Origin of the sequence: Paraburkholderia caribensis (assembly GCF_002902945.1) — a bacterium.
GTDB lineage: Bacteria > Pseudomonadota > Gammaproteobacteria > Burkholderiales > Burkholderiaceae > Paraburkholderia > Paraburkholderia caribensis.
In genome coordinates this window covers 222143-245405 of the sequence record NZ_CP026104.1, presented here as the reverse complement: position 1 = coordinate 245405, position 23263 = coordinate 222143, and the positions used below count along the sequence as shown (strand labels likewise).

The window sequence follows — 23263 nt, the reverse complement described above, 5'->3', positions numbered from 1 at the left end:
CAGAATCGATAACATGGTTTGCCTTTCACGTGATCATTTTCGCGCTACAGGTGTGTGGCGTCTCTCCGCGGCAGATGGGATGGTAGTCGTATCGGGCAGTCGACAATCATTTCCAACGCTGCTCGCTACGGATCGGTCCCGGTAATGGTTGACGTTGACGAAGACTCGCGCCGCTTCCCAAGGGGCCCGAACACGGCCCGGATCTCATGCCATCGAGCAGGCTTGGCTCGAAGGGCATCTGGTGCTCCTGGCGTACAATCGCGTTCGCGGTACACGGGGTGCCGTACCGTTTCTGGCCGGGGCGGTAACGCCGGCTGACTAACGTACTCTGCAAGTCTACTGCTCGCGGGGCCGACCATTTAACGCCAGGCAGCGCTGTGAAGAAGGGGAGCGACATGCCCGCTCACATAACGCCCAATCAACTCGTCCAGCTGATCATTCCAGGTATTACGACCGTCTTTTCACTCGGTTTTGCCTGTGCGTGGGTCTATGACAAACGGCTGCGCTATCTACGCTTTCTCGCCGCTTCATTTGGCGCTTTTGCACTCGGCTCAGCAGTGCAGATCTGTCACCTGCCGGATGAATGGAAACTGAACGCGCTCGTATCGGCAACGTTTTATGTACTCAGCATTCAACTGCTGGCGGAAGGCGTCTTGCGCAGGGCAGGGCTTCACTTCCGGCTCGCGACGCATGCGACGATGTTCACGCTCGTACTGGGCGGCATGTATTACTTCTCCTTCGTGGCGTCGAATCTGCTGGTGCGCATCTACATTCTTAATCTCAGCGCTGGGCTGTTGATGTTATTCACCGCCGCCCGTTTCCGGAACCGCTGCAATGGCCGCACCATTAATCACGTTCTGCTCTGGGTGCTGCTGATCTTCGGTGCCAGCTTTCTCGTCAGGACGCCGCTCACGGTCATCCAGCCACTACCTCATAAAACCGTCCCGTTTGCACAGACCATTTTCTGGGTGTTACTCCAGATATCGCTCGCGTTGATGGGCTCTGTGCTGGGGCTTGTTCTGCTGGCCGCCGCGATGTCAGACGTGGTAGACCGGCTCGTTCTCGAACGGGATCTGGACTCGCTCACCGAAACCCTGAACCGGCGTGCGTTTGAACGCCTTGCGGGCCGCAGCATTGCGGATAAGAAAAGCTATCCGCTCGCTCTCATCGCTTTCGATATCGACAACTTCAAATCCATCAACGATCGCTACGGGCATGCGGCTGGCGATGCGGTGCTCCGCCAGTTCGGCGCGATCCTGCGCGCCGCGGTGCGCGAGAACGACGTAGTGGGACGGATCGGCGGCGAGGAGTTTGTGCTTTTGTTGCCGGCCACCGACGGAAAATTTGCGTACGAGATCGCAGAGCGATCTCGCATCGTGCTTGAGTCCTCGCGCTTCGATGAGATCGACGCCACGCTGCGCGTCACAACGAGCGCTGGCATAGCTGCGTATCGACCCGGCGAAGGGGTCGCGGCGTTGCTGGCACGCGCCGATCATCTGCTGTACGCGGCAAAGCACGCCGGACGAAACAAGGTGCTCACGGAGTCGTTAGATACTGCGCGGGAGGTCCCGGAGCTTGATATTCCATGATCGGCCCAAAAGCCGGGACGCACCCGAACAACACCGATGTGTGACATAACCAACGATGTGGCCTGTTATCGCATCGATGGACACCATTGCCTGACGCGCCTGTCGCCTGCCTAGTCGAACGGAGAAGCTGTCTTGCCGCTCATGATGAAATGAGTCAGCCGCTGCTCTGCCTTGATCAGATCTCCTGCACGGGCGCTCGCAAGCTGCGAATCGTGAACCTGGAGAACTACTTCCAGCGTCGCCACCGCCGATGGATCGAGTTGCCACGCCCCTTTTTCGTTGCCGCGCCGGATCCCAGCTTCGAGACCCGCCTCGGCCATGCGGTACAGATCAGGCGCGACGGGCATGTAGCCCATTTCGCCAAGATAGAAGCTCAGGTAGGTCGCGCGGGTCAACTCGTTAAAAAGATCAGAGCTACCGTGGACCCCGCCACACGCTGCGAGTGCGAGATGGTATCCCAATGAAATTTCGGTGATCCTGGCTTGTGGGAGCGGGAGGAGGGCATTCTTCGAGGGGATAACCCGGCGCTTGCTAGAACGTCCACTGTGTTTGGAGCGAGGCATCCTGAAAACCTTGTGGTATGAAAACGCGAGATCGCAGGTAGCTGTTCGGGCATATTGCCTTACGCCGACACCGGCACGTTAGGTGAGAATGTCCGGGATGGCAATCCCGAATATTCTCGGTCGGCACTGCGGGCGGGGAAGGTTTTCCCGCGACACTGCACGACCGGGAAACTCTCGCGGGAGCCTAGCCCGGCGACACTGCCACGATAGAACGGCACCATCCTCCCGCTGCTAGTCGTCGGGGCGGCCGAAGCCGGAGTTCAACAACAGACGTAGGGGTCACCATTGATGAGAAAAGAGTTCAACATGGGCAACAGCCAGGCATATTCGCGGCCGGCACGTCTGCTGAAAATCGCTTCCTGGATCATCGCGATCGCCTTCGCGATCTTCCTGAACATGTTGGGCTCGCTCGTGATCCGCGATCTGATGTACGTCCCGCGTGGCGGGCCGCCGGAAGCCGCGCAGTTCAGCGATGCAGCGACCTCACAGCTCGATGCGCAGATGCGTGATTTGCAGCTTCAGCGGGAGGCACTGAATGACAAGATGCAGAACACTCGCATCGCTTACGACCGCGCAGGCAAGCTGTACGTGGAGGCGCGTGAGAGTTTCAGGAACTGGATCGCGACCAGACAGGTCACGGGGGATAGCCGCAATGACCCGGAATTGCTTGCACGGACGCAGAAGCTCGACGAACTTCAGGCGAGTGTCGCGGGCTGGCAACGCCAGCAGAATGCGCTCGCCGACGAGGCCCGGCCGATCGACGCGCACCTGAAGCAGTTGCGCATCGAGATCGCGGCTGCCAGGCAGGCAGCCGACACGCGCTACGAGGCGGCGAGCCGTCGTTACGAGCTCATCGTATTCGGGTGGCGCCTTGCGTTGACGCTTCCGCTTCTCCTCGTTGGCGTATGGCTGTTCATTCGCTTTCGCAAAAGCCGATACTGGTCGTTCGTGTACGGCTTTGGCCTCTTCGCGCTGACGGCGTTCTTCGTCGAGCTTGTACCGTACCTGCCCAGTTTCGGGGGATATGTACGCGTGCTGGTGGGTATCGCGCTCGTCGTGTTCGCCGGGATCTACATGCTTCGTGCGTTCCAGAAGTACGTCGAGCGAAAGCGCGCCGACCTGGAACAGAGTCGGACCGAACGCGCACGCGGCGTCGATTACGAAAAGGCACTCAGTACGTTCCAGAAGAAGCTGTGCCCGTCCTGCGACAAGCCGTGGCATCTTGGCGGCGAGCAGGCCTCGTACTGCATCCATTGCGGGCTGAATCTTTTCAAAGTCTGCGCCTGCGGCGGCCGTAACTTCGCCTTTTTTCCTTTCTGCAACCAGTGCGGCGAGCCTGTTGCGGAGACGGTGGAACGCCGTTCTGCAGAACCCGGTAAGCGGCCGCCAGCAAGTAACTGACAGAATCTGCTTTCTGGATGCGCTGCCCAACGAAAAGCGCCTTGGTCACACCGGCCGGTGAGCACATGGTCAGTTGAGTCAGAACGGATAGATGAGATGCTTCGGGAGCCAGACGTAGCGAACATGTAGAGCTGCCGCCGTGCGTGGTGAGGGATACGAGGGCGGAAATGAACACGGGCGCCGACATCGGCGCCCGCACACGTTGCCGCCTGTGCAGCGGCAGGCCAACGCCATCGCGTTTATGCAGCCGCGTCCTTGAGTTTCTTCAAAGCGCGCGCCTTGATGCGAACCGTTGCCGGTTTCGCGTCGAACCAGCGTTCTTCGCCCGTGAACGGATCCTTGCCGAAGCGCTTCTTCTTCGCGGGCACTTGCTGAACCGTGATCTTCAGAAGACCCGACAGCGTGAATTCGCCAGCACCCTTCTTGTGAACCGAGCCGAGGATGGTGTCTTCCAGCGCGGCGAGAATCGCCTTCGCGGCCTTTGGTTCAACATTAGCCGATTGTGCAACGTGATTGGCGAGGGAAGCCTTTGTGAACGTCTCTTTCACAGGTGCGCCAGCGACCAGCTTTTTCGCCGTCCCGTTTGCAGCCTTTGCCGGTGCAGCCTTGGTAGCCGGTTTGGCAGCTTTCGGAGCAGCCTTCGTTGCGGTCTTGGTTGCCGTCTTCGTTGCAGTCTTTGCCATAGTCGTGGATGACTCACTTTCGAATTAGGAGGTGCTCGCCACAGTTCATGCAGTAAGCACAGGCATTCTATGACGTCAGGTGCGCTATATGTCAAGAAAAAGCCTTAAAACAGGCACTGAAATGAAATTCCCGCAACACAGTTCCGCTCGATGGACCCAAAAGTGGGGGATGCCCCCCCTTGTAGACGACGGATAGCTACCGGCGAAAGGTGAGTGTTTTCAGGATGCCTGGGATTGCTTCGGACTCTTGACTCAGTCTTGGGCTGCCGTCAGAGAGGCGTGGGCAGCACGATCTGCTCCACCTCAGCGTAATCCGGTGCTCCCGCCGCCTCGGGCACGCCTGGACGTGCCGTCCGAGCCGGATGAAACCTTAGACGGTAGCCGGCCGGAGCCAACGCGCCGCACATGCCGCGAGGACGATACCGGATGCGCCCCGCGTCATTGTGAGAAGCGCGCTGTTCACCCGGCCAAGGTACGGCGTCACTTCGGGGTAGGTGAATCGCAGGTTGAGGAAGTGGCCCAGCAGCATCTACGCGAAATACACTGCGACGCCGAGCAACAACGCGGAGGTCTCGCGGATGGATGCGGCCAACTGCCAGCGAGCGAGCATGCTCAGCACGAGCGTCGGCAACAGGAAGACGCCGAGCCCGATCCACGAGACTTCGATGGGAATCGTTTTCCGGAACGCTCCCATAGCGATCGGGTGGGCGGTGACCGCGCTCAAAACCCAGTGATCAGGCGGGGCAATGTTCGCGGTAACTACTTAACAAGTCCGATCGTACGCGGCTCTCCAGCCACCCGCCGAAAAGAGTGCGAAGCCGCGTGGACAAGTTGGGCCACGTCGCCGATGATAACGTTGGATGGGTACTCCAGAGACGCAGCAATGACCGATGATCTGACGACATGGTTAGCGCAGATTGGCCTCGGCGCGCACGCTGCGAAGTTCACGTTGCAAGGGATCGACTGGGATGTGCTCGGCGATCTTTCCGAGGGTGACCTGAAGGAACTCGGCCTTACGCTTGGCGACCGCAAGCGGCTCGCAAAAGGACTGGCGGCGCTGGCCGAAACTCACGCACATCCGCTTGGACCGGCGGAGGAACGCGGAGCCTTGTCTTCGCCGCCTGCAACCGGATCCATCGAGGCCGAGAGGCGGCAAATCACAGTGATGTTCATCGACCTCATCGATTCGACAGCGCTAGCTGAGCGATTCGATCCAGAGGATATGCGACGTCTGCTAGGGGTCTACCATCAAGCTTGTGCACGCGCGATCGAAGCTCATGAAGGCCATATCGCGCTTTATATCGGTGACGGCCTGCTCGTCTATTTCGGCTATCCGAATGCGCACGAAGACGATGCCATACGTGCGGTACTCGCCGCCCTTGCCGCCGTAGCTGCGCTTCGCGAGGCCAACGGGGTCATCGAAACAGAGTACGGAGTGCGGCTGCAGGCGCGAATCGGGATCGAAACGGGACTTGTCGTAGCCGGAGCGATTGGCGCTGGATCTTCGCTGGATCACCGCGCGATCGTCGGAGAGGCGCCAATCATCGCCGCAAGGCTGCAGTCGCTTGCTCCTCCGGACGCGATAGTCGTGGGACCGACCGCCCAACGCCTGATCCAAGGATCGTTCAAGCTTGAAAACCTTGGCTGGCGTGAGCTGAAAGGGGTCGCTGATCCGGTCCGGGTTCAACGTGTGCTGGCGCAAGCGGATACGATCGACCGCTTCGAAATCAGGGCCGCCCAAGGGATCACGCCACTCATCGGCCGGGCTGCGGAACTCGAGATGCTCCGGCGGCACTGGAGGCAGAGTGTGGATGGGGAAATGCGCTGCGTGCTGTTGACCGGCGAGCCGGGAATCGGAAAATCTCGCATACTGCGGGCGCTCTGCGACGGCATTAGTGACGATACACATGTGGTCGTTTCGCTTCACTGTTCCGCGTACTATCGCAACAGCCCTTTTTGGCCGGTACAACGCTGGGTACAGCGCACTTTCGGCGTCGGCCCCGACGCTTCGGATGCGTCGGATATGGAGCGGCTAGAGGCTGGGATCGCGAGACTCGGAGTCGATGCCGACGAGACGCTAATGGTTCTTACAAATTTCCTTGGGATTCCCACAGGAGCGCGTCATCCGACAGTTGAGACATCGTCGCCTTCCTTCAAGCGTCGGACGCTGGACGTGCTGGTGGCGATACTCGAAACGTCGACGCGCGTTCAGCCGGTACTTTTCGTTGTCGAAGACGCGCACTGGATCGATCCGTCATCTCTCGAGTTTGTTCGGCTCGTGGTTGAGCGACTGGTGTCGTCCCGGCTGCTGGTACTTGTCACGGCGCGGCCTGAGTTTGAACCGGGATGGACTTACCCTCATCTCGTACAACGCAATCTCGACCGGTTATCGCGCCGCGATTGCGTTGCGATGGTCGAGCGGCTGACGGGGGGCAAGCGGCTTCCGGATCTCGTACTCGATCAGATCGTCTCGAAGACGGACGGTGTGCCGCTCTTCGTCGAGGAACTGACCAAGACCGTTCTCCAGAGCGATCTGTTGGAGGATGCGGGCGGCAGCTACGAGTTGAAAGGCACGCCGCAGACGATCGCGATTCCGGACACGCTGCAGGGCTCGCTGCTGTCGCGGCTCGACCGGCTGGAGCCAACCGTCAAGGAAACCGCGCAGATCGCAGCCACGGTGGGACGTGAGTTCGACACGAAGCTGCTTGGGTTGATTGCGTCCAGGTCGGAGGATGAACTGCAACGAAAGCTCGTTCGCCTGATCGCGGCCGAAATCATTACTCCTGCTTCAGGAAAACCTGCTGGTGGCGACGCCTATCTGTTCCGGCATGCATTGATCCAGGAAATTGCATATCAATCCCTGCTGCTGGCGCGCCGCCGCCACTACCACGCGCTAATTGCCGCCGCGCTTGAAGAACACTATCCGGACATCGTCGAGCGGCAACCCGAATTGATCGCTCAGAACTTCGCTGCGGCCGATCTGCCGGATCGCGCGCTCGGCTATTGGCAGCGTGCCGGGGAGCGGGCACTCGCGGGCGCCGCCTACGACGAGGCTATCGCCCATGCCCAGCGCGGACTTGAACTGATCAGCCGATGCTCCTGCAGTGAGGCGGATCGGGCCATGCACCTGCTGAGTCTGCTGCTGACGAGGGGCAGGGCAGAGCTCAGACTGGCGCGGCGCGAGGCGATCGCGACCTTTCGCGAGGCGGCCCGAATTGCCCGCGAACAGAAGCTCACGTCGTATCTCGTGCAGGCAGCGTTGGAGTTTGACACCGCAGAGACGTTCCTCGAAGGCTCCGGCGATGAATCGCTTTCGTTGCTGGCAGAGGCGGTCACCCTGATCGGTACCGAGCAGTCAGTCGAGCGTTGCCGACTGTTGAGTCGCCTTCTCCGCACAGTTCATATGACGGGTGCCCGCGAACAGAATAGTGAATTTGCCGTGGAGGCCGTCGATCTTGCCAGACGCCTGAACGATCTGCCGAGCGTGTTCGACGCATTGGCTTGCGAATTGATGCATGTCGCGGCTCTACCGTTGGCTGCGAACAGATTTCCGGAGCGTGAAAGCGTATTGCTGGAACTCAGACAGATCGCGGAAGTTCTCGGCGATGCGCACACCATTGGTCATGCATGCGCCCGATGTCTTGCCGGCTACCTGGAGATCGGCGAGGTGGACAGTTTCGAGAGCGCGCTGGAGCGGTATCGGCAGATTGCCGCCCGTGGACAGCACTTTGTCGACAAGTGGTGCGTTACGGGGGCGCAGGCGATGCGGGCCATACTCGTCGGTGACTTTGCTGAGGCGGAGCACAAGACGCGGGACTCGTTGCAGATGGCGCAGAACGCTGACGCGAATCTCGCAACGGGTGTCTACGGCATGCAGATGTTCACGATACGCCGCGAACAGGGTCGGCTCGCCGAGGTAGCGCCGATCTTCAAGCGGTTTGTCGACGAGCATTCTGAGGACGCTACGTGGCGGCCAGGATTCATGTTGATCTGTAGTGATCTCGGCTTCGAAGCGCAGGCCCGCGACAATCTTGATCGGCTTGCGGAATCGGAGTCCAGCATCCCCATGGACAGCAGGCGGCTTGTCACGTTGACATATCTGGCGGAGGTTGCTGCCCGCTTGCGGGACGTCGAACATGCCGAACGGATTTATGCCCTTCTCCTGCCGTTCCAGGATCAGGTCGTCACGGTTCCAGTCTTTACGCTGTGCTGCGGATCTGCGGCACGGTTTCTTGGCATGCTGGCCAGTGCTCTCGGCGACTGGTCAGCCGCCGAACAGCATTTCGACTACGCGCTGCGCATGGATGAGCGCTTACGGGCGTGGCCGTGGCTGGCCCATGGCCGGCACGAATACGCGCTCATGCTGGCGGCGCGCAATGGCAGAGAAGATAGAGAACGAGCGCAAGATCTGCTCTCGATGGCGGCCGCCGCAGCCAGAAGACTCAAGATGTTCGCTCTCGTGGAGCGCATCGGTGGCGCACCGACAGAAGCTCGGCGCAAAAGTTAGTACAGTGTTTGACGCGCAACGAGCAGTCGCTACTCAAGGAGAATCACATGCCGCGTTTTATGATTGAACGTAATTTTGCGGAACAACTCGAGGTCACGGGTGAAAGTGCTGCAACTGTTAAGAGAATCAACGACGAGGAGGGCGTCGAGTGGCTCTTTTCGTTTCTCAGCGCGGACAAGAAGAAGACCTATTGTCTGTATGAGGCGCCCAACGCAGACGCCATCCGCGCCGCTGCTCGCCGGGCGAATTTGCCCGCCGACGTGATCATCGAGGTAAGCGATCTGCGGCCGGAAATGTTTAATTAGAAGGTGGGGCACGGACGCATTGACTGATGGCTGAGCCGATCCAACGACAGGCTTGCCGCTATGGCATCCGGGCAGCCGCGGCAACCAGCAATCGACGCGTTCGAGTCTGCCTCGCAGCCCGTCACTCCAGGCCAAAACTAACAATGGCTCAACGCGGGGACAAGGGGCGAGCCGTTGACAACACGACGGCGAAAGACGGGCGCGGGGCGGCCATATCACCGGTTCCAAAGGCGCGACTATGACCGGTGCATCTTGAAAGCGGCCCATAGCCGGCGCCGGGCTGACGGGCAGCAACAGGTCGGAAGTTCGCGTCCGACGGACGAGAGATGACATTCGCGGTCACTACGGCGCGAATGGCAGAGGAGCGACCTGAATCTGCCTTGCTAAAGGTGAGACGTGAACGTCAGTTGAGGTCGAACTCGAGTCTTCCTACGCTGGAATCTGGCAAATTCAGTTGACGATCAGTGAGTTGCGCCGCGAGGTCAGGAGAATGGCAGACCTGCCCGGCTAGAGCGAATGCAATCTCACCTCGCTCCTTTGGATTGCAGGGCTAGATGCCGACGGGTTATAACCGCGTCACGCCGGAAGACGGCATCCCGGCGACTTCAATCACTTCGCATGCGTGTAACCAACGCGAGCAAGCGCGCACTCATTTCCTCGGCCGGCAAGTGTGCGAGCCAACCGTGACCAGGAAGCAGCCATTCGAACCGATATGCGGCCAGCGTGCCAAGCGATTCGGTGAGCTCCGTCCATGAATACCAGCACGCACCCCTGAATGCGATGAGGTCCCGCTCGCGTGGGCTCCAGGCAAGCGAATCACCGGAGAACAGCACGCGATCTTCGAGCAGGTATGCGACGCTACCCCGAGTGTGCCCGGGCAGAGGGATTGCGCGCACACCGGCCGCGATGCCTGGTGCTGACCGGTCGTCGAGCAGATCCGTAGCATATGGGGCGGCCGAGCTGTCCTCCCGGTGGATCCAGACGCGAGCACCGAACTGGCGCGCGTATTTGTCCGCGTCTGCGACGTCGTCACGATGCGACAGAAGTATGTGCGCAATACCACCGGCGTCGTCAAACCATTTCACCAGCTCCGTCGCATAGCGCGGTGAGTCGATCAGCAGATTGCCGTCAGGACGCGCCGCAAAATACGAATGTGCGCCAAACGACGACCGCGCGTTGAATCCGCAGCGCCACACACCCGATGTGATCTGCTGCGGAAAGATCGCGGCGTTCGGGCGAGGCTGCTTCGTTTCGCTGCGTACCGATGCCGTAGGACATACGAACACCGCACGCCAGGCCGCGAGTCGCTCTTCCGGCGTGATGGGCTGCCGAACGAAGACACTCTTGTCGTTTTTTTCGACAATCAGCTCGGGCGCGACATGACGCGATGCACCGCAATTGATGCACGCTGTGTCGATGTACCACTCCCCTGGGACGGAGTCGGTGTTGCGTGGTGGCTTCATTCGATGCTTGAGTTCGGACAAGTCATGGCGACCTCATGCTTCACTATGATAGATCGTTCAAACATCTGCCGGAGCCGGACGCGACTGTGGCGTCGACGAATAGCGGCTCCAGGCGCGCGATCTGCGGTTCGATCAGTCTGGCAATACGGCCCTTTCGAGGAGAAACACGTTCTGGTGTCGACGGCGATGCGTGTCTTGCCGGATCAGGCGCGCTTATGCACCGGCTCGACTGGCGATCACGCGGCGCGACGCATGGCGGTGTGACGGGCCGGTCGACGCGAATCGCACCTTTACGCGATGCGGTTGGCTGGCGACGCCCGGGTGGCTGTGATGCGAATGCGCCGAGGCGTAGTACAGCCGAGGTACGGCTACGGGCGTTTCATCGCCGTTCACCCAGTTGCGTATCGTGGCCAGATCAGCGGAGCGGGCACGGGCCGAACGTGCGCCAAGCAGCGCAATGATCACCGGGCCTCTCGGCATCGCGACATCGACGACGATGCAGCGACCCGCCTCGCGCGTGTATCCCGTTTTTGCGAGCTGAACGTCCCAATCCGTCCAGCGGACGACGGGATCCGTGTTGTGATAGAAACGCGTCCGGTTGCCAATTGTCTGTTCGTACGCTGTCAGCGTGGTAAATAAACTGATCATCGGATAGTGCGACGCTTCGATTGCCAGTTTGACAACATCGCGAGCCGTCGAGACATTGTCCGGCGAGAGTCCCGTCGGATCCTCGAAATGCGTGCCGGACATGTTTAGCCCGCGCGCCTTCAGGTTCATCTGCTCGATGAACGCCGGTTGGCCCCGGGGAACGAGCGTGACAGGGCGGACGCCGCACGGTTTTCGGACGACATCAGTGCAAGGCGAAGCATCGCCTCGCGTTCGAGCGACGTACCGATGGGTATCCGGGACCCCGAGTGCTTGAGCCGGTCGATGTCGGCCTCGTCAATGGTCAGGGTATCTCCCATCTCCTGTGCCTTGTCGAGTACGACCATCGCGGTCATCAGTTTGGTCAGCGACGCGATGGGTCGGATATCGTCGGCATTCTTTTCCAGCAGGACTTCGCCACGCGTGACGTCGTACACGATCACGCTCGGGGAGTAGAGCGGCGGGGTGTCAGCACGCGCGCAGAGAGACGTGGCCGCAAGCAGCAGTGCGCAGATCACTTTCTTCATGTCATTCTCGCTTCGGAGCTGCGGACCGCAATGCGGAGGCAGGGGGCACTTCATGCGCAAGATCGCCTTCCTACAAGATAAATGTAGTCGCTCGAAGCAGCATCCGGTGCGGGAAAGTCAACAGAATTTTGGGGGTCGTCGGGCGCGATTCGCCGAAGCCCGCAGCGATGGTCGGAATAGGGAAGGCTACTCAGCGGGAGCGACGTCGAGCCGCATTGCTCTTTTCTGAGCCGCTGCGCCGGGCGGCATGCTTCCGTGTACACAGGGCGATAAAAGGTGAGGATTTCCAGGAGTCGCGCCCTTCCAGGCTCCAGATCCGGGCGGGTCGGGATGCCCGCGATGCAGCCTTTCTATCACCGCTTTTTGCGGCAGCCTGGAAGGCAACGGGGACCGCCCTATCGAATTCATCTGTCGCAGCCAGCGTTCGCCCAGCACGAGAAGGTGAACTCGTCAGTCAGCGTGCTGCCGCGCGAGTGGACTCCCTGCGAAAGGGTCGTCGCGCCAGTCGATCGTCTTTCGCTGGCTATCCTGTACCGGCGGCGTCGAAGTCATCTCAAAATGCTCGAGTCTTTGTCCTGCGCTAATCGCCTGCTTCAGCCACTGGGGCATGTCCCCGTCGCCCGTCCAGGTATCCCCCGTCGCATTTTGATACCGGGCTGGTTTCTGCGTCACCTGATCGCCCGCTATTGCTGAGGCCAGGTCGTCCGGCGCAATGCCATATTCTTCCATCCGGTGGCGGAGATAAGCGATCATGCTGTCCCGCTTACGTTCATCCATTCGTTTTCATCCGTGAGTACCGTCCGACTATTTCTTCCACAGGATCTGCGGAAAATCCGTTGTCTGAAGCGGATTTGATCTGCTCAATCGCGCTGAGTCGCGGAGCGGCAGTCGCCGCTTTCCAGCGGATTAAAGCAGCGGTTATCCCGGCAGGTCGCGTGTCTGAGTTCGCGGTTTGGCGCCGGGGCTGAGTGGGGCCGGTTGCGAGCGGTCCGGCTATAGCGGCTTTCGTAGCGCAGCGATCGTCGTCGCTCAGCCCTTGGTCCTGCCTTAACAAAGGCCGACGAAGCACCCGGGTTAATCCGTTCGGCGTCTGAGCCTCTCCAATTGTAGCGTGCCACTATCGACGTGCGTCTTACTTGCTGGCATAGTTCGGCCACTACGACATACAGAAAGAGGAAAGAATGACCACACTCGATAACTTGCAGGCAAAAATCGCCAGGTTGCAGGCCCAGGCCGAAGCGCTTGCCGCGAAGCAGTCGGTCGGCGTCATCGCGAAGATTCGTGACCTCATGGAAAAGCACAGCTTGACCGTTGCCGACATCGAGGCACATACGGGCGGTAAGAAGCGTGGCCGCAAGCCAGGCGCCAGGACGGTTGCCAAGCCGGCAGCATCGGCAAAGTACCGTCATCCGAAGACGGGTGCCACCTGGACCGGGCACGGCCGCGCACCGACGTGGATCGCGAGCGCACGTGATCGGACCAAGTTTCTGATCGACGATAGTGCTGCACAACCGGCCACTGCGGCAAAGAAACCAGCGACGACGGGCAACTACGTGAGGGGCCCCCAGGCGCCGAAATACCGCGATCCAAAGAGTGGGGCGACATGGAGCGGCCGCGGCCCGGCACCGGCATGGTTGGCTGGCGCCAAAGACCGTTCGAAGTTTCTGATTGTCGCTGCGGAAGAGGGCGCCTCGGGCTCGAAGACCATCTCGTCCGGCAAGGCGACCGCAAAGAAAGCCACGACGAAAAAAGTGGCGGGAAAAACGGTCACCGCGAAGAAAGCCAAGGCAGTAACGAAGTCAACACCGGCGAAGAAGACAGCAGTCAGGAAAACTGCGGCGAAAGAATCGGTGGCGAGGAAGGCACCTGCGAAGCGGGCGCCGCAGAACCTGGTAGCGGCGGCACCAACCAGTGATAGTGCGTCGGTGCCCCTCGTCGCCTGATTGATGCTATCGGTGGGGTGACTGGCCATGAGCAGGACTTGTCCGTCCTGCTCGAACCGGCGCACCGTAACACCACCCAATGCACGGACGCCTGACACGCTAAACCAAAAAAATTTGACCCGCACAAGGCGGGTCATTTGTCAGGACGATGTGCGCGCCAGTTAGACTGGCTTGATATTGGCGGCCTGTTTGCCCTTCGGTCCCATCTTCACTTCGAAGCTGACTTTCTGGTTTTCCTGCAATGACTTGAAGCCTTCCGTCTTGATTTCGGAGAAGTGGGCAAACAGGTCCTCGCCGCCTTCGTCCGGCGTGATGAAACCAAAGCCTTTCGCATCGTTAAACCATTTCACTGTACCGGTTGCCATTTTTAAACCTGTAGATGTTGAAGAGCGCATTCGCGAACGCGACACGAAGCGGTCACCCGAGAAAGGATACTTTTACCACGCCGGGATGAGACCTGCCAATCAGCAGGTCCACGGACAGCACACGGTACACTTCCCGTGGGGTCCGAGCCGGTCAGGCGCTGGTCATTCTGGCCGACGGCCGCTGCATCATTGGGGGCTGTTGGGGATGCGTGAGTCGCCGTGATAACCGTTTCCTGTCGCCACGGGGACCGATTCAATTCAGTACTATCCGCCATACTGCGGAGCTCGCGACCGGTCAGCAACAGGATCCGTGGTCGATGGTCGACCCGAAACGGGGCGATTTTTCGCACAGCGGTCCCGGGCCGCCCCGATGCGCTTTATGCGTTATGGCACAAGGGGGCTGGCACGCTGCCACCGACTCACAACAGGACCGCTTGCTGCAAAAGTTCCAGCGCTTTCAATTCGTCCAGTCGACCCGTGCGTGCTTTACCTGCCAGCGTCTTGATCAATGCTTCCGCAACCGGTTCGATACCGTGAAGATTGTCCAGGCTGGTCACGGAAGCGAAGGGGGGCGGTACCGGGTTTCGCTGCGGTATTGCGGCGGCGGGGAGCGACTCAGGGACTGCCGGTGTGACCACTGGGGTCTCGCCATCACCTTGTTCGATTGAGCGACCGGCAAGGTCGTCGGAAAAATCATTGACATGATCTTGCCGGCTGACGACCAATGTCTCCTGCTCTCCAGCGGCATCCCCGGAAACAGGCGAGGGGCTTTCCGATCCGCCCAGGTCGCCCGCAGGCGAACGCGTCATGTTCGCCTTCGCTTTGGCGAGCTTCTTCACTGGCGCGCCATCGTCTGTTGCAGTCGCAAGCGGCGCGTGTTGTTGGGCGGATACGCGACCACGCGAAGCAGGCGTAAGCATATGCGACACCGACTCTGGAATCTCGGCCTCGGAGCGCGGCGTGTCCAGCCAGCCAGGTGGCAAACCCAGTCGCTCCGTGAACCGGTTTGCTTCGACACTGTCCATGCGCTTCTTGCCATGTAGCCGATCGGCTATGTTGAATCCACTCATCTCCATGACCACGCCAAGTCTTACTTTCGATCCGTTGCGACGCGTGAGAACGTGGAGGTTAGCGCGTCGAATCTTTTCTACCTCAGCGCTGTCGCTCAATTCCAGAGGTTGTTGTTGGGGCGTCTTAGGAGACGTCCTTTCTTTAGAAGGCGACGCTTTAAGCGATGCACGCGGTTTAGGTTGTTCGGGCATATCGACTTGACGGTTCTTGACGGCTCCCGGCGAGCCGACGGCTACTTTCTTTCGCATTTGCGCTTCCTCGGACAAACTATCTTCAGGAACTGGTTGCTGGTCGATGGTCCTGGCAGGAGCCGGCCCAAGTGCTTCGGACTCTGCGTCGAATCCTTCATCGATCTGAATGAAGTCGAGCGGTGACTTCAGACGAGCGATGGTCTCGTCCGCGAGCGCAGGATTGGGCTGGTCAAAAAAGCCATGCGGTAACCCGAGCGTGGTTTCCATGTGAAAGGCGGTCTCGGGCGTGAACCTTTCGCCTTTCATGAGTTCCGCCACGCGTGTCATGTTCGATTCAAGTGCTATGGCGATATTCTCTGCGCCTACCGCATCGACGAGAAACTGAAACGATCGTGTTTTGAAGATGGACGCAGTCTGGGCGGAGTCGCGGGGAGGCGCCTTCACATACGGTGGTCCCTGCCGTTGGGGCGGAGATTTTTTCTCGTGGTGAGGTTGGCGTTGGCCGTTGCGCCGGGATCCCGCATATCGCCCGCGGGCTTGACTCATAAAGTAGGGCTCCATGCGACATTGATATTCTGGATATCGCGATTATAGGCGAGGCAATGCTGTTATCTGATGCGTCAGTCGCTACCTAGTGCGTCTTCGCCGGGCGTCCAGCGTTATAACGGCCATCCCCATGCTGTCACATTTCGACGTTAAACTTTTCGCCCTCAGCATTAGATCCACCGTTGTGGGTCCTCCATCGAACGCCCCGTCACGGGAAACCTGACGACCAGCGTTTGTCTCTTCGCATCTGGAGCATTCCGTGTTGAGCGCCCACGAATTTGCAACATTGATTCTGAGCAAGGAGTTCGCCGATCACATTGCCGATCGGGAAGAACTTGGTACGTTGCTTGGACGCCGGCTTGTCGCACTGGAGCGACTTGCGGGCGGGGCGGTACGCCGCCATCACGGAGGACGGAGAGTCTCCGTCACCTTGCCTTAATCCCTTGATGAGAGCAATTCGTCGGGTGCCTCTCAGGCGCTTCCACCTGCCCGACTCGCAGACGGTAGTGCCTCAGCGCAGTGCTTCCAGACGGCGTTGGCAACGTTTGTCATCTCCACCGCGTCGATAGCTCTGCATGGCCTTTGTGCGGTCTGGGACAACGCTCCTGTCTTCTGCACCCCACACGCCCTCCCAGAAAAGTCCGAGATTATGTGCTGAGGCTTTGTGTCCCAGTTCGACGGCCTGCTCGTAGAGCGAGCGCGCACGGCTGACATCCGCCTGCATGCCCCGCCCAAGCCGTGCGCTGTCGGCCAGCGCCGCCGCGGCCAAGCCGCGCAGACGATCCTCTGCGGTTTCATCGTTCATCACGTCTTCGAGAATCGCGTTACCTCGCTCAAAGTCCGCCTCTCCTCCTGTCGGTGTGACCAGAGAAATGGCCATTGCCGTCCGCCATGCCGGATGGCGGTTCGCGCCAATGCGTTCCAGTAATCCGCGGCCCAGATAGGGTGCGTGACTTAACGTGCTGGTGAGAAGGGCGTTTGCGATTGCGGCGAGTGACTCCGGTGACAGGAATCCAGTCTTGTTTGCCGCAATGACGTGACGGGAAAACTTTTCGACATCCAATGCGGGGTCAGCACGGCGCAACTGATGCCATTCGCGCTCGATTGCTCCTACCCAGCTTTCCATTTGCATGGTGAGCGATTCCGTGGTGAAAAACGCACCACATTGTAGCTCACCTTTTGCTGATTGTAACCTGTTGATTTGAAAGTCCGTGGCGCTCGCAACCACGCAAGGCAGCATCAAGACAGTGCCGTGATACGGCGGGCGGGCCGGGATTTCATGATTTAATAAGGAATCTTTAGTTAATCACCGAGCAAAGCAGCGGAAAATAGAAGTTCAAGTTGGGCCCATATGTGTCAGTATGTCAGGGAATGCCATGAAACATGCACTGAAATCCTCTGAGATGACGTGGCATGACACATTTCGGGATCTGACAGGTTTTCGTCGTCATTCCGTGCTCTCAACATTCGAAAAAGTTGAAGACTTTTCAGAGTCGATTCCAACGTCAAAAGATCCGGGTAACTGAAATTGCTCTCAATGCATAGGGCCAAACTCATCCGATGACACGGAGCGAACTGCGTTGCAACGCGCTTGAAATAAGGTGTCCGTCGCCCGGGGATCTGATCTTCAGCGGTGAAGCGTAAACTCCTTCTCAAGCGTTGTGCGAAACGCGTTAAACAACTGCTCGAACGTGCCCGGTTTTTCACTGTCGTGGGCCGTTTCGATGCAAGGCAAATGCCACGGCGTCACTAGAGATCTAAGTTGACATGAGGTTTTAGAACGAGCGTGCTATTGTGGATTTCTACGTAAAACTTAAAAGTGGCAAGCGGCTCGCCCCCGACTGGGCAAAGCACGCGGGACGGCGTCCAGACCAGCACTGCCCCTTTTTCTGTCGCCAGCGATAACGCTGGCTGCCTTCGTAAAATAACGCTTTCTCAGCTCAAAGCGACCCGATGCGCACTGCGCCACAGGGCTCAGTCGTGAGCTTGCGCAGTGCTTCGGCGAGGCGCCCATTCTGATCATGATCTGGCTTCCGCGCCGCTCGATGCCCATGCCGTAAGACTGCTGGATCGCATGGCTTTGCCGGAACAGATCTTCCACTCCATGCGGGCGCCGAGGCCGCGGGAATCGACAAGCGAGTGTCCATGCTCACGTTCCGCCATAGCTTTGCCGCTCATGTACCGGAACAGAGACTCAGGTTTTCCGCAAAATCGCCGTAAATCCGCTTACGGGACAAAGAGAGAAGAACGAATGGGCGCATCAATCACGTCGGCAAATTCAAACGCGGTGACATTGACCCAGCTCGCGCGGGATTCCCCAGGGTTGGTCCAGTCTGTGCCAGCAGTGGAAGCGTCGCCAGCGCGGGCTACTGTGACCGTCGTTGACCCGGCTGCGACGGCTGCTCGCGTCGCAAAGTATCAGGACGCTTTGGGCGCGCCGTTGAAAATGGGAAACGACGCGCGAAACATCGCTAAAGCTTTGACTTCCACCATGCAGTCAATCCTGTCCCAGCGGCCGGACCTCGCCAATGCCCATTTTGACTTCCATCCGAGCAACGGCTCAATCAAGGTCACATCGAAAGCACTTGGTGCGAGCGATATATTGTGGCTTGAAGGCAAGCTAAACGGCAACGCTTCACTCGTCGCCTCGGTTAAGGCGTTTCATGATGACGCAGTCAGCGGCTATGCCAAGTGGTCGGAAGCGGATGGAGCTTCGCTCACCGCATCCCAATCCGACGCGATTAGCGAGAAAGCGGATGGGCTTGGCGGTTTCCTGTCGCTTTTCCAGTCGCTTGGACAGGATGCGCAGAAGTATCAGATGAAGGACGGTGATTACAAACTGGCGGACGGGAGCACGATGGATCTGGGTCAGGATCCGACCACTGCAGCGGGCTTTCTGCTGTTCGTCAAGAGTGCGCAGGCCGCGGAAAACGGTACGTCGGAGTTCACATCGACGTCCGGCGCGACGCGTTATGTCCGCCCGGTTGATGTCTTTCAGAATACTTCCGTAATTCCCAATTTCTTTCCAGACTCTGAGAGCAGGTCATTGGGATTTTCACAGACCGCGTGAGCATCGCGGCCCGAGTTGGGAGAGGCCTCGAAGAGTTGGCTTTCTCGCGGCATCGATTTGCCACTCGAGACAGCGTGTCCCGAACTCGACTACGCCTCATGCCGCAAGCGACGTCCGCTGCGGCGCTCATCCAGGATGTCGTACTGAAAGTCGAGTGTCGCTTTGATCCTTTCCGGTTATTCGGTGATCGACTCGATGGGGCCGACCCGCCTCGCGTAGAATGCTCGAGGATGGTCGCCAAGCCGATTGGATCCCGGTAAGAAGAGACGACATGAAGAGACGACGCGTCCTGAAAGGTGTTGCCGCCTTGCCGTTCCTTCCCGCCATCACGATCTTTGCGGGCGCGACTCCCGCTGCGGCGGGAGCCAGCCGGGCTCGCCCCGGTGATCCTGCGTGGCCGGGAGGAGGAATGGGAGGCGCTGAGCCGCGCAGTGGGTGGGAACCTGTTGCGGCCAACGACGATCTGGCAGACCTGTACACAATCGCCCGGCATGCCCGAGTGTCTTGCTCGCCTGAAGGAGGCACGAAATCCGATCGCGCTCGGCGACGATCCCGGCGGCACCCAGATCTCAGGCTGGCTCGACGGATGGACACCCCACGCAAGCGTCTACGCCGTGGCAGCCCGTTCTACGGCGGACGTGGTTGCGGTAATCAATTTCGTCCGCCGACATAATCTGCGTCTGGTAGGGAAGGGCGGGGGGCACAGTCACCTGGGCGGCTCGAACGCGCCGGATTCCCTGTTGATCTGGACACGCGCGATGAACCGCATCGACTTGCACGATGCCTTCGTTCCGCTGGACTCTTCGATGTCACCCACGCCCGCCGTGACTATGGGGGCGGGCTGCACGTGGATCGACGTCTACACTGCCGTCACCACTCGGGCGGGGCGATACGTACAGGGTGGCGGCTGTACGAGCGTGGGGGTGGCCGGGCTCGTCCAGGGCGGTGGTTTCGGATCGTTTTCGAAGCGTTATGGAGTAGCGGCCGCGAGCCTGCTGCAGGCCGAAATCGTCACCGCTGACGGCGTTGTCCGCACGGTCAACGCATCGCGGGAGCCAGAGCTTTTCTGGGCTCTGAAAGGCGGAGGTGGCGGCAGCTTTGGTGTGCTGACCAGCTTGACGTTACAGACCCACGACCTGCCTGAGCACTTCGGTTGGGCCGAATTCACGGTCAGGGCACCATCGCGTGCAGCTTACCGGCTGCTGGTTGAACGGCTTGTCGATCACTACGCCGAACACCTGTTCAACCCCCAATGGGGTGAACAGCTTGTTTTTCACGAAAACGAAGTCCGTGTCTCGATGGTGTGTCAGGGTCTCGACAACGGTCGGGCCAAATCGGTCTGGGCACCTTTCATCAATTGGATACGCTCCTCACCTGCAGGTTTCACCTTCAAGCACCAACCTCGGATCGGCGCTGGTGCCGCACGCCACTGGTGGGATCTCAGCGCCAGCCCGGGATTGGTGCGCGACCCACGGGCTGAAGCGGCCTCGCACCGTGGCTGGTGGCGAGGCGATGGGGACGAGGCCTCGCTATTCGTGTACGGCTACGAATCGCAATGGCTGTCCGCGACGCTGCTCGAACCGGCACGACGCAGTCAGCTTGCCGGGGCGCTCGCGGAGGCCGCCCAATTTCAGGCTGTGGCACTGCACGTCAACAAAGGACTCGCCGGCGCCCCTGCGGAGGTGGCCGAGCAAGCTCGCCAGTGCGCGATGAATCCGAAAGTTGCCGAAGCATTCGCGTTGATGATTGCGGCGACGGGCGGTCCGCCACCGTTTGCGGGGCTCCCAATCACCACGCCCGACATGACAGAGGCGCATCGCCAGGCCGATCGGGTGGCCAAGGCCGCGGCCATTCTTAAAGTGTTGTCGCCTCAAAGCGGCTCCTATCTTTCGGAAACCGATTTTTTTCGTGAAGATTGGCGCGAAGCCTTCTGGGGAACGAATTATGCGCGGCTAAAGGCGATCAAGAACCGCTACGACCCAGCGGGGTTCATCTTCGTTCATCACGGGGTTGGAAGCGAGGACTGGAGTTCCGACGGCTTCACGCCGATGCGATCATGAGCTTTGATACGTCCGTACTCCGACGTGCAGTGGTCGCGCCGCGGCCACTTGAACCACAGACTGCCAGGTCGGCTCGGTGCGCTCGCGGTTGGCTTCCGGTTCGACTGTCAACGGTCGTTCGACACTCCGGCTTTGATCATGCCCTGCGTAAGTGCGGCGTGACCGAAATCCCTGTTTGTCGGGCTGGCGAGAGAGTGAGCTCGAATGGCGGGACGCGCTGCAGAAGCAGAGGCCATATCGGACTGGCCGTCTGGAGATTGAGCAAGAGCGGCTAGGCGCGATAATTCGGCCATGAGCGACCATGCACAAGTCGCACAACTCAAACATCCAGTCCATGCAAGCTCACGTTGACGCCACTAGCGCTTATACGAAGCGCTTCAACGCCGTACTCGCGTACATCGAAACGAACCTTGAGGGCGAGCTCTCGGTAGAAGCGCTAAGTCGCATTGCGAACTTCTCGAAGTTTCATTTTCATCGGCAGTTTGCCGGCTTTGTAGGGGTGCCAGTCGCACGCTACGTCCAACTGATGCGACTGCGGCGGGCCGCGCACCGCCTGGCTTCGCGTGAATCCTGCTCGGTGCTCGATGCTGCGTTCGATGCAGGCTTTGACAGCCCTGAAGCCTTCAGTCGGGCATTCAAGCGCGCGTTCGGCACAGCGCCGAGTACCTTTCGACAGCATCCGAACTGGCAGACCTGGAGTGCGACTTTTGTTGTTCCCTATCTTTCGAGGAAACTCACCATGCAAGTACAAATTGTCGATTTCTCCGAGATGCGCGTCGCTGCGCTCGAGCACTGCGGGCCTGCTGGGCTTGTCAACGAAAGCGTGCGTAAGTTCGTCGACTGGCGGAAGCAAAGCGGGCAATCTCCGGTAGCATCGAGCAGAACTTTTGGCATTCCGTGGAACAACCCGGACACGACACCGGCGGATGCATTTCGCTTCGACATCTGCGGCGAAATCGCCGAGCCAGTTGCTCCGAACCTCTACGGGATACGTGAACTTGTCATTCCAGGCGGTCGATGTGCAGTGATTCGGCATACCGGATCGACCGACCATGTCGGCGAGACAATCTACCCGATCTATCGCGACTGGCTTCCTTCAAGCGGGGAGGAACTTCGGGATCATCCATTGTTCTTTCACTACCTGAGCGTCTTCCCGGAAACGCCACGCGACCAATGGCAAACCGATATCTATATTCCCTTGGTGTGACGGGAAAGATCTGCCGCGACTATCGGAGGGACGCTTGTTGCGAATCGACCGCGCACGGCAGCGCGTTTTGTCCGTTTAGGCTTTCGGACTTGGGCAGGATACTTGTGACGTCCGCCGCGGCGAGCCAATTCCTGCCAGCACCGCACTAAATCCGCGACTCACGCAGTTTGACTATTTCTGCGGACTTGCGCTGACAAACTCTAGTAGTGTTTCTCTAAATCGTCCGGCGGCCGGGCTTTTCATGTCGATTCGCGTCACGAGATGCAGAGGGGCGTAAAACGCCTGATCGCCCGCGATCCGGCAATAGCGGACGCTTTCCTGATGGTAGCGTTGCATTGATGCCGGCACGAGCGACACGCCGCCGCCTGCGGCGACCAGGTTGATGGCGGTTACCATGCGCGGCACCTCTTCGACAACACGGGGTTCAAATCCTTTGGCTTGACACGCGCGCACGAAATCCGCGTACATCCCTGGCGCGCCGGGTCGGCGTACGAAGATGAATGGCTGGTCCGCGAGACGCTTCAGCGCAATTGGGCGTGTGCCGATCAGGGGATGGCCGATTGGCAGCACCACCAGCATAGGCTCCTGCGCAAGTAGCTCGAAGCGAAACGCGTCAGGCATGTCGATTGGCTTGCGAAGCACGGCGACGTCGGCACGTTCAGTCAGCATCAACTCGATGATCTCAGCGGCGTTGACCTCGGTCATCTCGATAGCTATCTCGGGGTAAGTCTCGCGAAAGTTGCGGATTGCTGTTGGCGTCAGCGGATGAAACGCAGCCGAACTCGTCAGCGCGACACGCACGGTACCCACCTGTCCCTGGGCGACACGGCGCGCCTGCGTGACCGCATGTTCGAGATCCAACATCAACGCGCGCGTGCTGGCAGCGAATGCCTCACCCGGAATTGTCAGCGCGACGCCGCGCGGCTGCCGCACGAACAGCGCGAAGCCGAGCTCCTGCTCGAGTTCCTGAATCTGCAACGACAGTGGTGGCTGCTGTATATGAAGTCGTGCGGCGGCGCGCGTCAACTGGCCTTCTTCGGCAACCGCAAGAAAATAGCGCAAGTGTCTGAGTTCCATCTGCTTTCCGGTATATGAATGGAATATGGCAACCTCATCTGATATGTATT

General features: G+C 59.6%; 17 protein-coding genes and 1 pseudogene. 8 read left to right on the top strand and 10 right to left on the bottom strand.

The genetic code is table 11. The annotated features are described in order from the left end of the window. The first annotated feature begins 395 nt into the window (after positions 1-395). Complete coding sequence (locus C2L66_RS39720) at positions 396-1589, top strand: GGDEF domain-containing protein (RefSeq protein ID WP_060611096.1); 1194 nt, start codon at positions 396-398, stop codon at positions 1587-1589. 110 nt (positions 1590-1699) lie between these two features. Here C2L66_RS39720 and C2L66_RS39715 read toward each other — a convergent pair whose 3' ends face one another. After that, positions 1700-2050 (bottom strand): hypothetical protein, encoded by a 351-nt coding sequence (locus C2L66_RS39715; protein WP_148654678.1) that lies wholly within the window; start codon positions 2048-2050, stop codon positions 1700-1702. Positions 2051-2458: 408 nt separating this feature from the next. On the opposite strand from C2L66_RS39715, the gene C2L66_RS39710 reads away from it, so the two are divergent. Then, positions 2459-3553, top strand: a complete 1095-nt coding sequence (locus tag C2L66_RS39710; RefSeq protein ID WP_233445123.1) for a zinc ribbon domain-containing protein — start codon at positions 2459-2461, stop codon at positions 3551-3553. Between the two features lie 239 nt (positions 3554-3792). Here C2L66_RS39710 and C2L66_RS39705 read toward each other — a convergent pair whose 3' ends face one another. Both C2L66_RS39705 and C2L66_RS41120 read right to left on the bottom strand, forming a co-directional pair. Next, positions 3793-4236, bottom strand: coding sequence for an HU family DNA-binding protein (locus C2L66_RS39705; protein WP_060611090.1), 444 nt, complete (start codon positions 4234-4236; stop codon positions 3793-3795). A gap of 529 nt (positions 4237-4765) precedes the next feature. Beyond that, complete coding sequence (locus tag C2L66_RS41120) at positions 4766-4930, bottom strand: hypothetical protein (protein WP_158512211.1); 165 nt, start codon at positions 4928-4930, stop codon at positions 4766-4768. A gap of 189 nt (positions 4931-5119) precedes the next feature. Between C2L66_RS41120 and C2L66_RS39700 the strand changes: the two genes are divergently transcribed. Next, positions 5120-8743, top strand: coding sequence for an AAA family ATPase (locus tag C2L66_RS39700; RefSeq protein WP_060611346.1), 3624 nt, complete (start codon positions 5120-5122; stop codon positions 8741-8743). Positions 8744-8790: 47 nt separating this feature from the next. Further along, positions 8791-9048, top strand: coding sequence for a DUF4242 domain-containing protein (locus C2L66_RS39695; protein WP_012404431.1), 258 nt, complete (start codon positions 8791-8793; stop codon positions 9046-9048). Between the two features lie 605 nt (positions 9049-9653). Here the strand turns inward: C2L66_RS39695 and C2L66_RS39690 are convergent. The 3 genes and pseudogenes from C2L66_RS39690 to C2L66_RS39680 all read right to left on the bottom strand — a co-directional run bounded on the left by C2L66_RS39690 (position 9654) and on the right by C2L66_RS39680 (position 12460). Beyond that, complete coding sequence (locus tag C2L66_RS39690) at positions 9654-10511, bottom strand: MBL fold metallo-hydrolase (RefSeq protein WP_060611088.1); 858 nt, start codon at positions 10509-10511, stop codon at positions 9654-9656. Positions 10512-10724: 213 nt separating this feature from the next. Further along, positions 10725-11683, bottom strand: a pseudogene (locus C2L66_RS39685) (D-alanyl-D-alanine carboxypeptidase family protein). A gap of 450 nt (positions 11684-12133) precedes the next feature. Further along, positions 12134-12460 carry an H-NS histone family protein gene (locus tag C2L66_RS39680; RefSeq protein ID WP_060611086.1) on the bottom strand — a complete coding sequence of 109 codons (327 nt, stop codon included), beginning with the start codon at positions 12458-12460 and terminating at the stop codon, positions 12134-12136. 404 nt (positions 12461-12864) lie between these two features. Here C2L66_RS39680 and C2L66_RS39675 point away from each other — a divergent pair, with 404 nt between their 5' ends. Then, the gene (locus C2L66_RS39675) at positions 12865-13626 is read left to right on the top strand and encodes an H-NS family nucleoid-associated regulatory protein (protein WP_060611085.1); all 762 of its coding nucleotides are present in this window, start codon (positions 12865-12867) and stop codon (positions 13624-13626) included. 161 nt (positions 13627-13787) lie between these two features. On the opposite strand, the gene C2L66_RS39670 is transcribed toward C2L66_RS39675, so the two are convergent. The 3 genes from C2L66_RS39670 to C2L66_RS39660 all read right to left on the bottom strand — a co-directional run bounded on the left by C2L66_RS39670 (position 13788) and on the right by C2L66_RS39660 (position 16931). Further along, entirely contained in the window at positions 13788-13991 is a 204-nt protein-coding gene (locus tag C2L66_RS39670) for a cold-shock protein (RefSeq protein WP_007577962.1), read from the bottom strand. A gap of 419 nt (positions 13992-14410) precedes the next feature. After that, positions 14411-15799, bottom strand: coding sequence for a hypothetical protein (locus C2L66_RS39665; protein ID WP_060611345.1), 1389 nt, complete (start codon positions 15797-15799; stop codon positions 14411-14413). A 511-nt stretch (positions 15800-16310) separates the two neighbouring features. Then, positions 16311-16931, bottom strand: coding sequence for an SEL1-like repeat protein (locus tag C2L66_RS39660; protein ID WP_060611344.1), 621 nt, complete (start codon positions 16929-16931; stop codon positions 16311-16313). Between the two features lie 1119 nt (positions 16932-18050). On the opposite strand from C2L66_RS39660, the gene C2L66_RS39655 reads away from it, so the two are divergent. From C2L66_RS39655 to C2L66_RS39645, 3 genes are all read left to right on the top strand, one after another. Continuing rightward, positions 18051-18869: a hypothetical protein gene (locus tag C2L66_RS39655; protein ID WP_148654677.1), complete on the top strand. Its 819-nt coding sequence runs from the start codon at positions 18051-18053 to the stop codon at positions 18867-18869. 383 nt (positions 18870-19252) lie between these two features. Further along, a complete protein-coding gene (locus tag C2L66_RS39650; RefSeq protein WP_148654676.1) occupies positions 19253-20929 on the top strand; it encodes an FAD-dependent oxidoreductase in 1677 nt (558 codons plus the stop codon). Between the two features lie 334 nt (positions 20930-21263). Further along, positions 21264-22136 carry an AraC family transcriptional regulator gene (locus tag C2L66_RS39645; RefSeq protein WP_060611343.1) on the top strand — a complete coding sequence of 291 codons (873 nt, stop codon included), beginning with the start codon at positions 21264-21266 and terminating at the stop codon, positions 22134-22136. A 171-nt stretch (positions 22137-22307) separates the two neighbouring features. Here the strand turns inward: C2L66_RS39645 and C2L66_RS39640 are convergent, their stop codons facing one another. Further along, positions 22308-23213 (bottom strand): LysR family transcriptional regulator, encoded by a 906-nt coding sequence (locus tag C2L66_RS39640; RefSeq protein ID WP_060611078.1) that lies wholly within the window; start codon positions 23211-23213, stop codon positions 22308-22310. Between the last annotated feature and the right edge of the window lie 50 nt (positions 23214-23263).

Bases quoted from the DNA above. Each gene is read 5' to 3' on its own strand.
- C2L66_RS39720 (WP_060611096.1), top strand. From the start codon at position 396: ATGCCCGCTCACATAACGCCCAATCAACTCGTCCAGCTGATCATTCCA.
- C2L66_RS39710 (WP_233445123.1), top strand. From the start codon at position 2,459: ATGGGCAACAGCCAGGCATATTCGCGGCCGGCACGTCTGCTGAAAATC.
- C2L66_RS39705 (WP_060611090.1), bottom strand. From the start codon at position 4,236: ATGGCAAAGACTGCAACGAAGACGGCAACCAAGACCGCAACGAAGGCT.
- C2L66_RS41120 (WP_158512211.1), bottom strand. From the start codon at position 4,930: ATGGGAGCGTTCCGGAAAACGATTCCCATCGAAGTCTCGTGGATCGGG.
- C2L66_RS39700 (WP_060611346.1), top strand. From the start codon at position 5,120: ATGACCGATGATCTGACGACATGGTTAGCGCAGATTGGCCTCGGCGCG.
- C2L66_RS39695 (WP_012404431.1), top strand. From the start codon at position 8,791: ATGCCGCGTTTTATGATTGAACGTAATTTTGCGGAACAACTCGAGGTC.
- C2L66_RS39690 (WP_060611088.1), bottom strand. From the start codon at position 10,511: ATGAAGCCACCACGCAACACCGACTCCGTCCCAGGGGAGTGGTACATC.
- C2L66_RS39680 (WP_060611086.1), bottom strand. From the start codon at position 12,460: ATGGATGAACGTAAGCGGGACAGCATGATCGCTTATCTCCGCCACCGG.
- C2L66_RS39675 (WP_060611085.1), top strand. From the start codon at position 12,865: ATGACCACACTCGATAACTTGCAGGCAAAAATCGCCAGGTTGCAGGCC.
- C2L66_RS39670 (WP_007577962.1), bottom strand. From the start codon at position 13,991: ATGGCAACCGGTACAGTGAAATGGTTTAACGATGCGAAAGGCTTTGGT.
- C2L66_RS39665 (WP_060611345.1), bottom strand. From the start codon at position 15,799: ATGAGTCAAGCCCGCGGGCGATATGCGGGATCCCGGCGCAACGGCCAA.
- C2L66_RS39660 (WP_060611344.1), bottom strand. From the start codon at position 16,931: ATGCAAATGGAAAGCTGGGTAGGAGCAATCGAGCGCGAATGGCATCAG.
- C2L66_RS39655 (WP_148654677.1), top strand. From the start codon at position 18,051: ATGGGCGCATCAATCACGTCGGCAAATTCAAACGCGGTGACATTGACC.
- C2L66_RS39645 (WP_060611343.1), top strand. From the start codon at position 21,264: ATGCAAGCTCACGTTGACGCCACTAGCGCTTATACGAAGCGCTTCAAC.
- C2L66_RS39640 (WP_060611078.1), bottom strand. From the start codon at position 23,213: ATGGAACTCAGACACTTGCGCTATTTTCTTGCGGTTGCCGAAGAAGGC.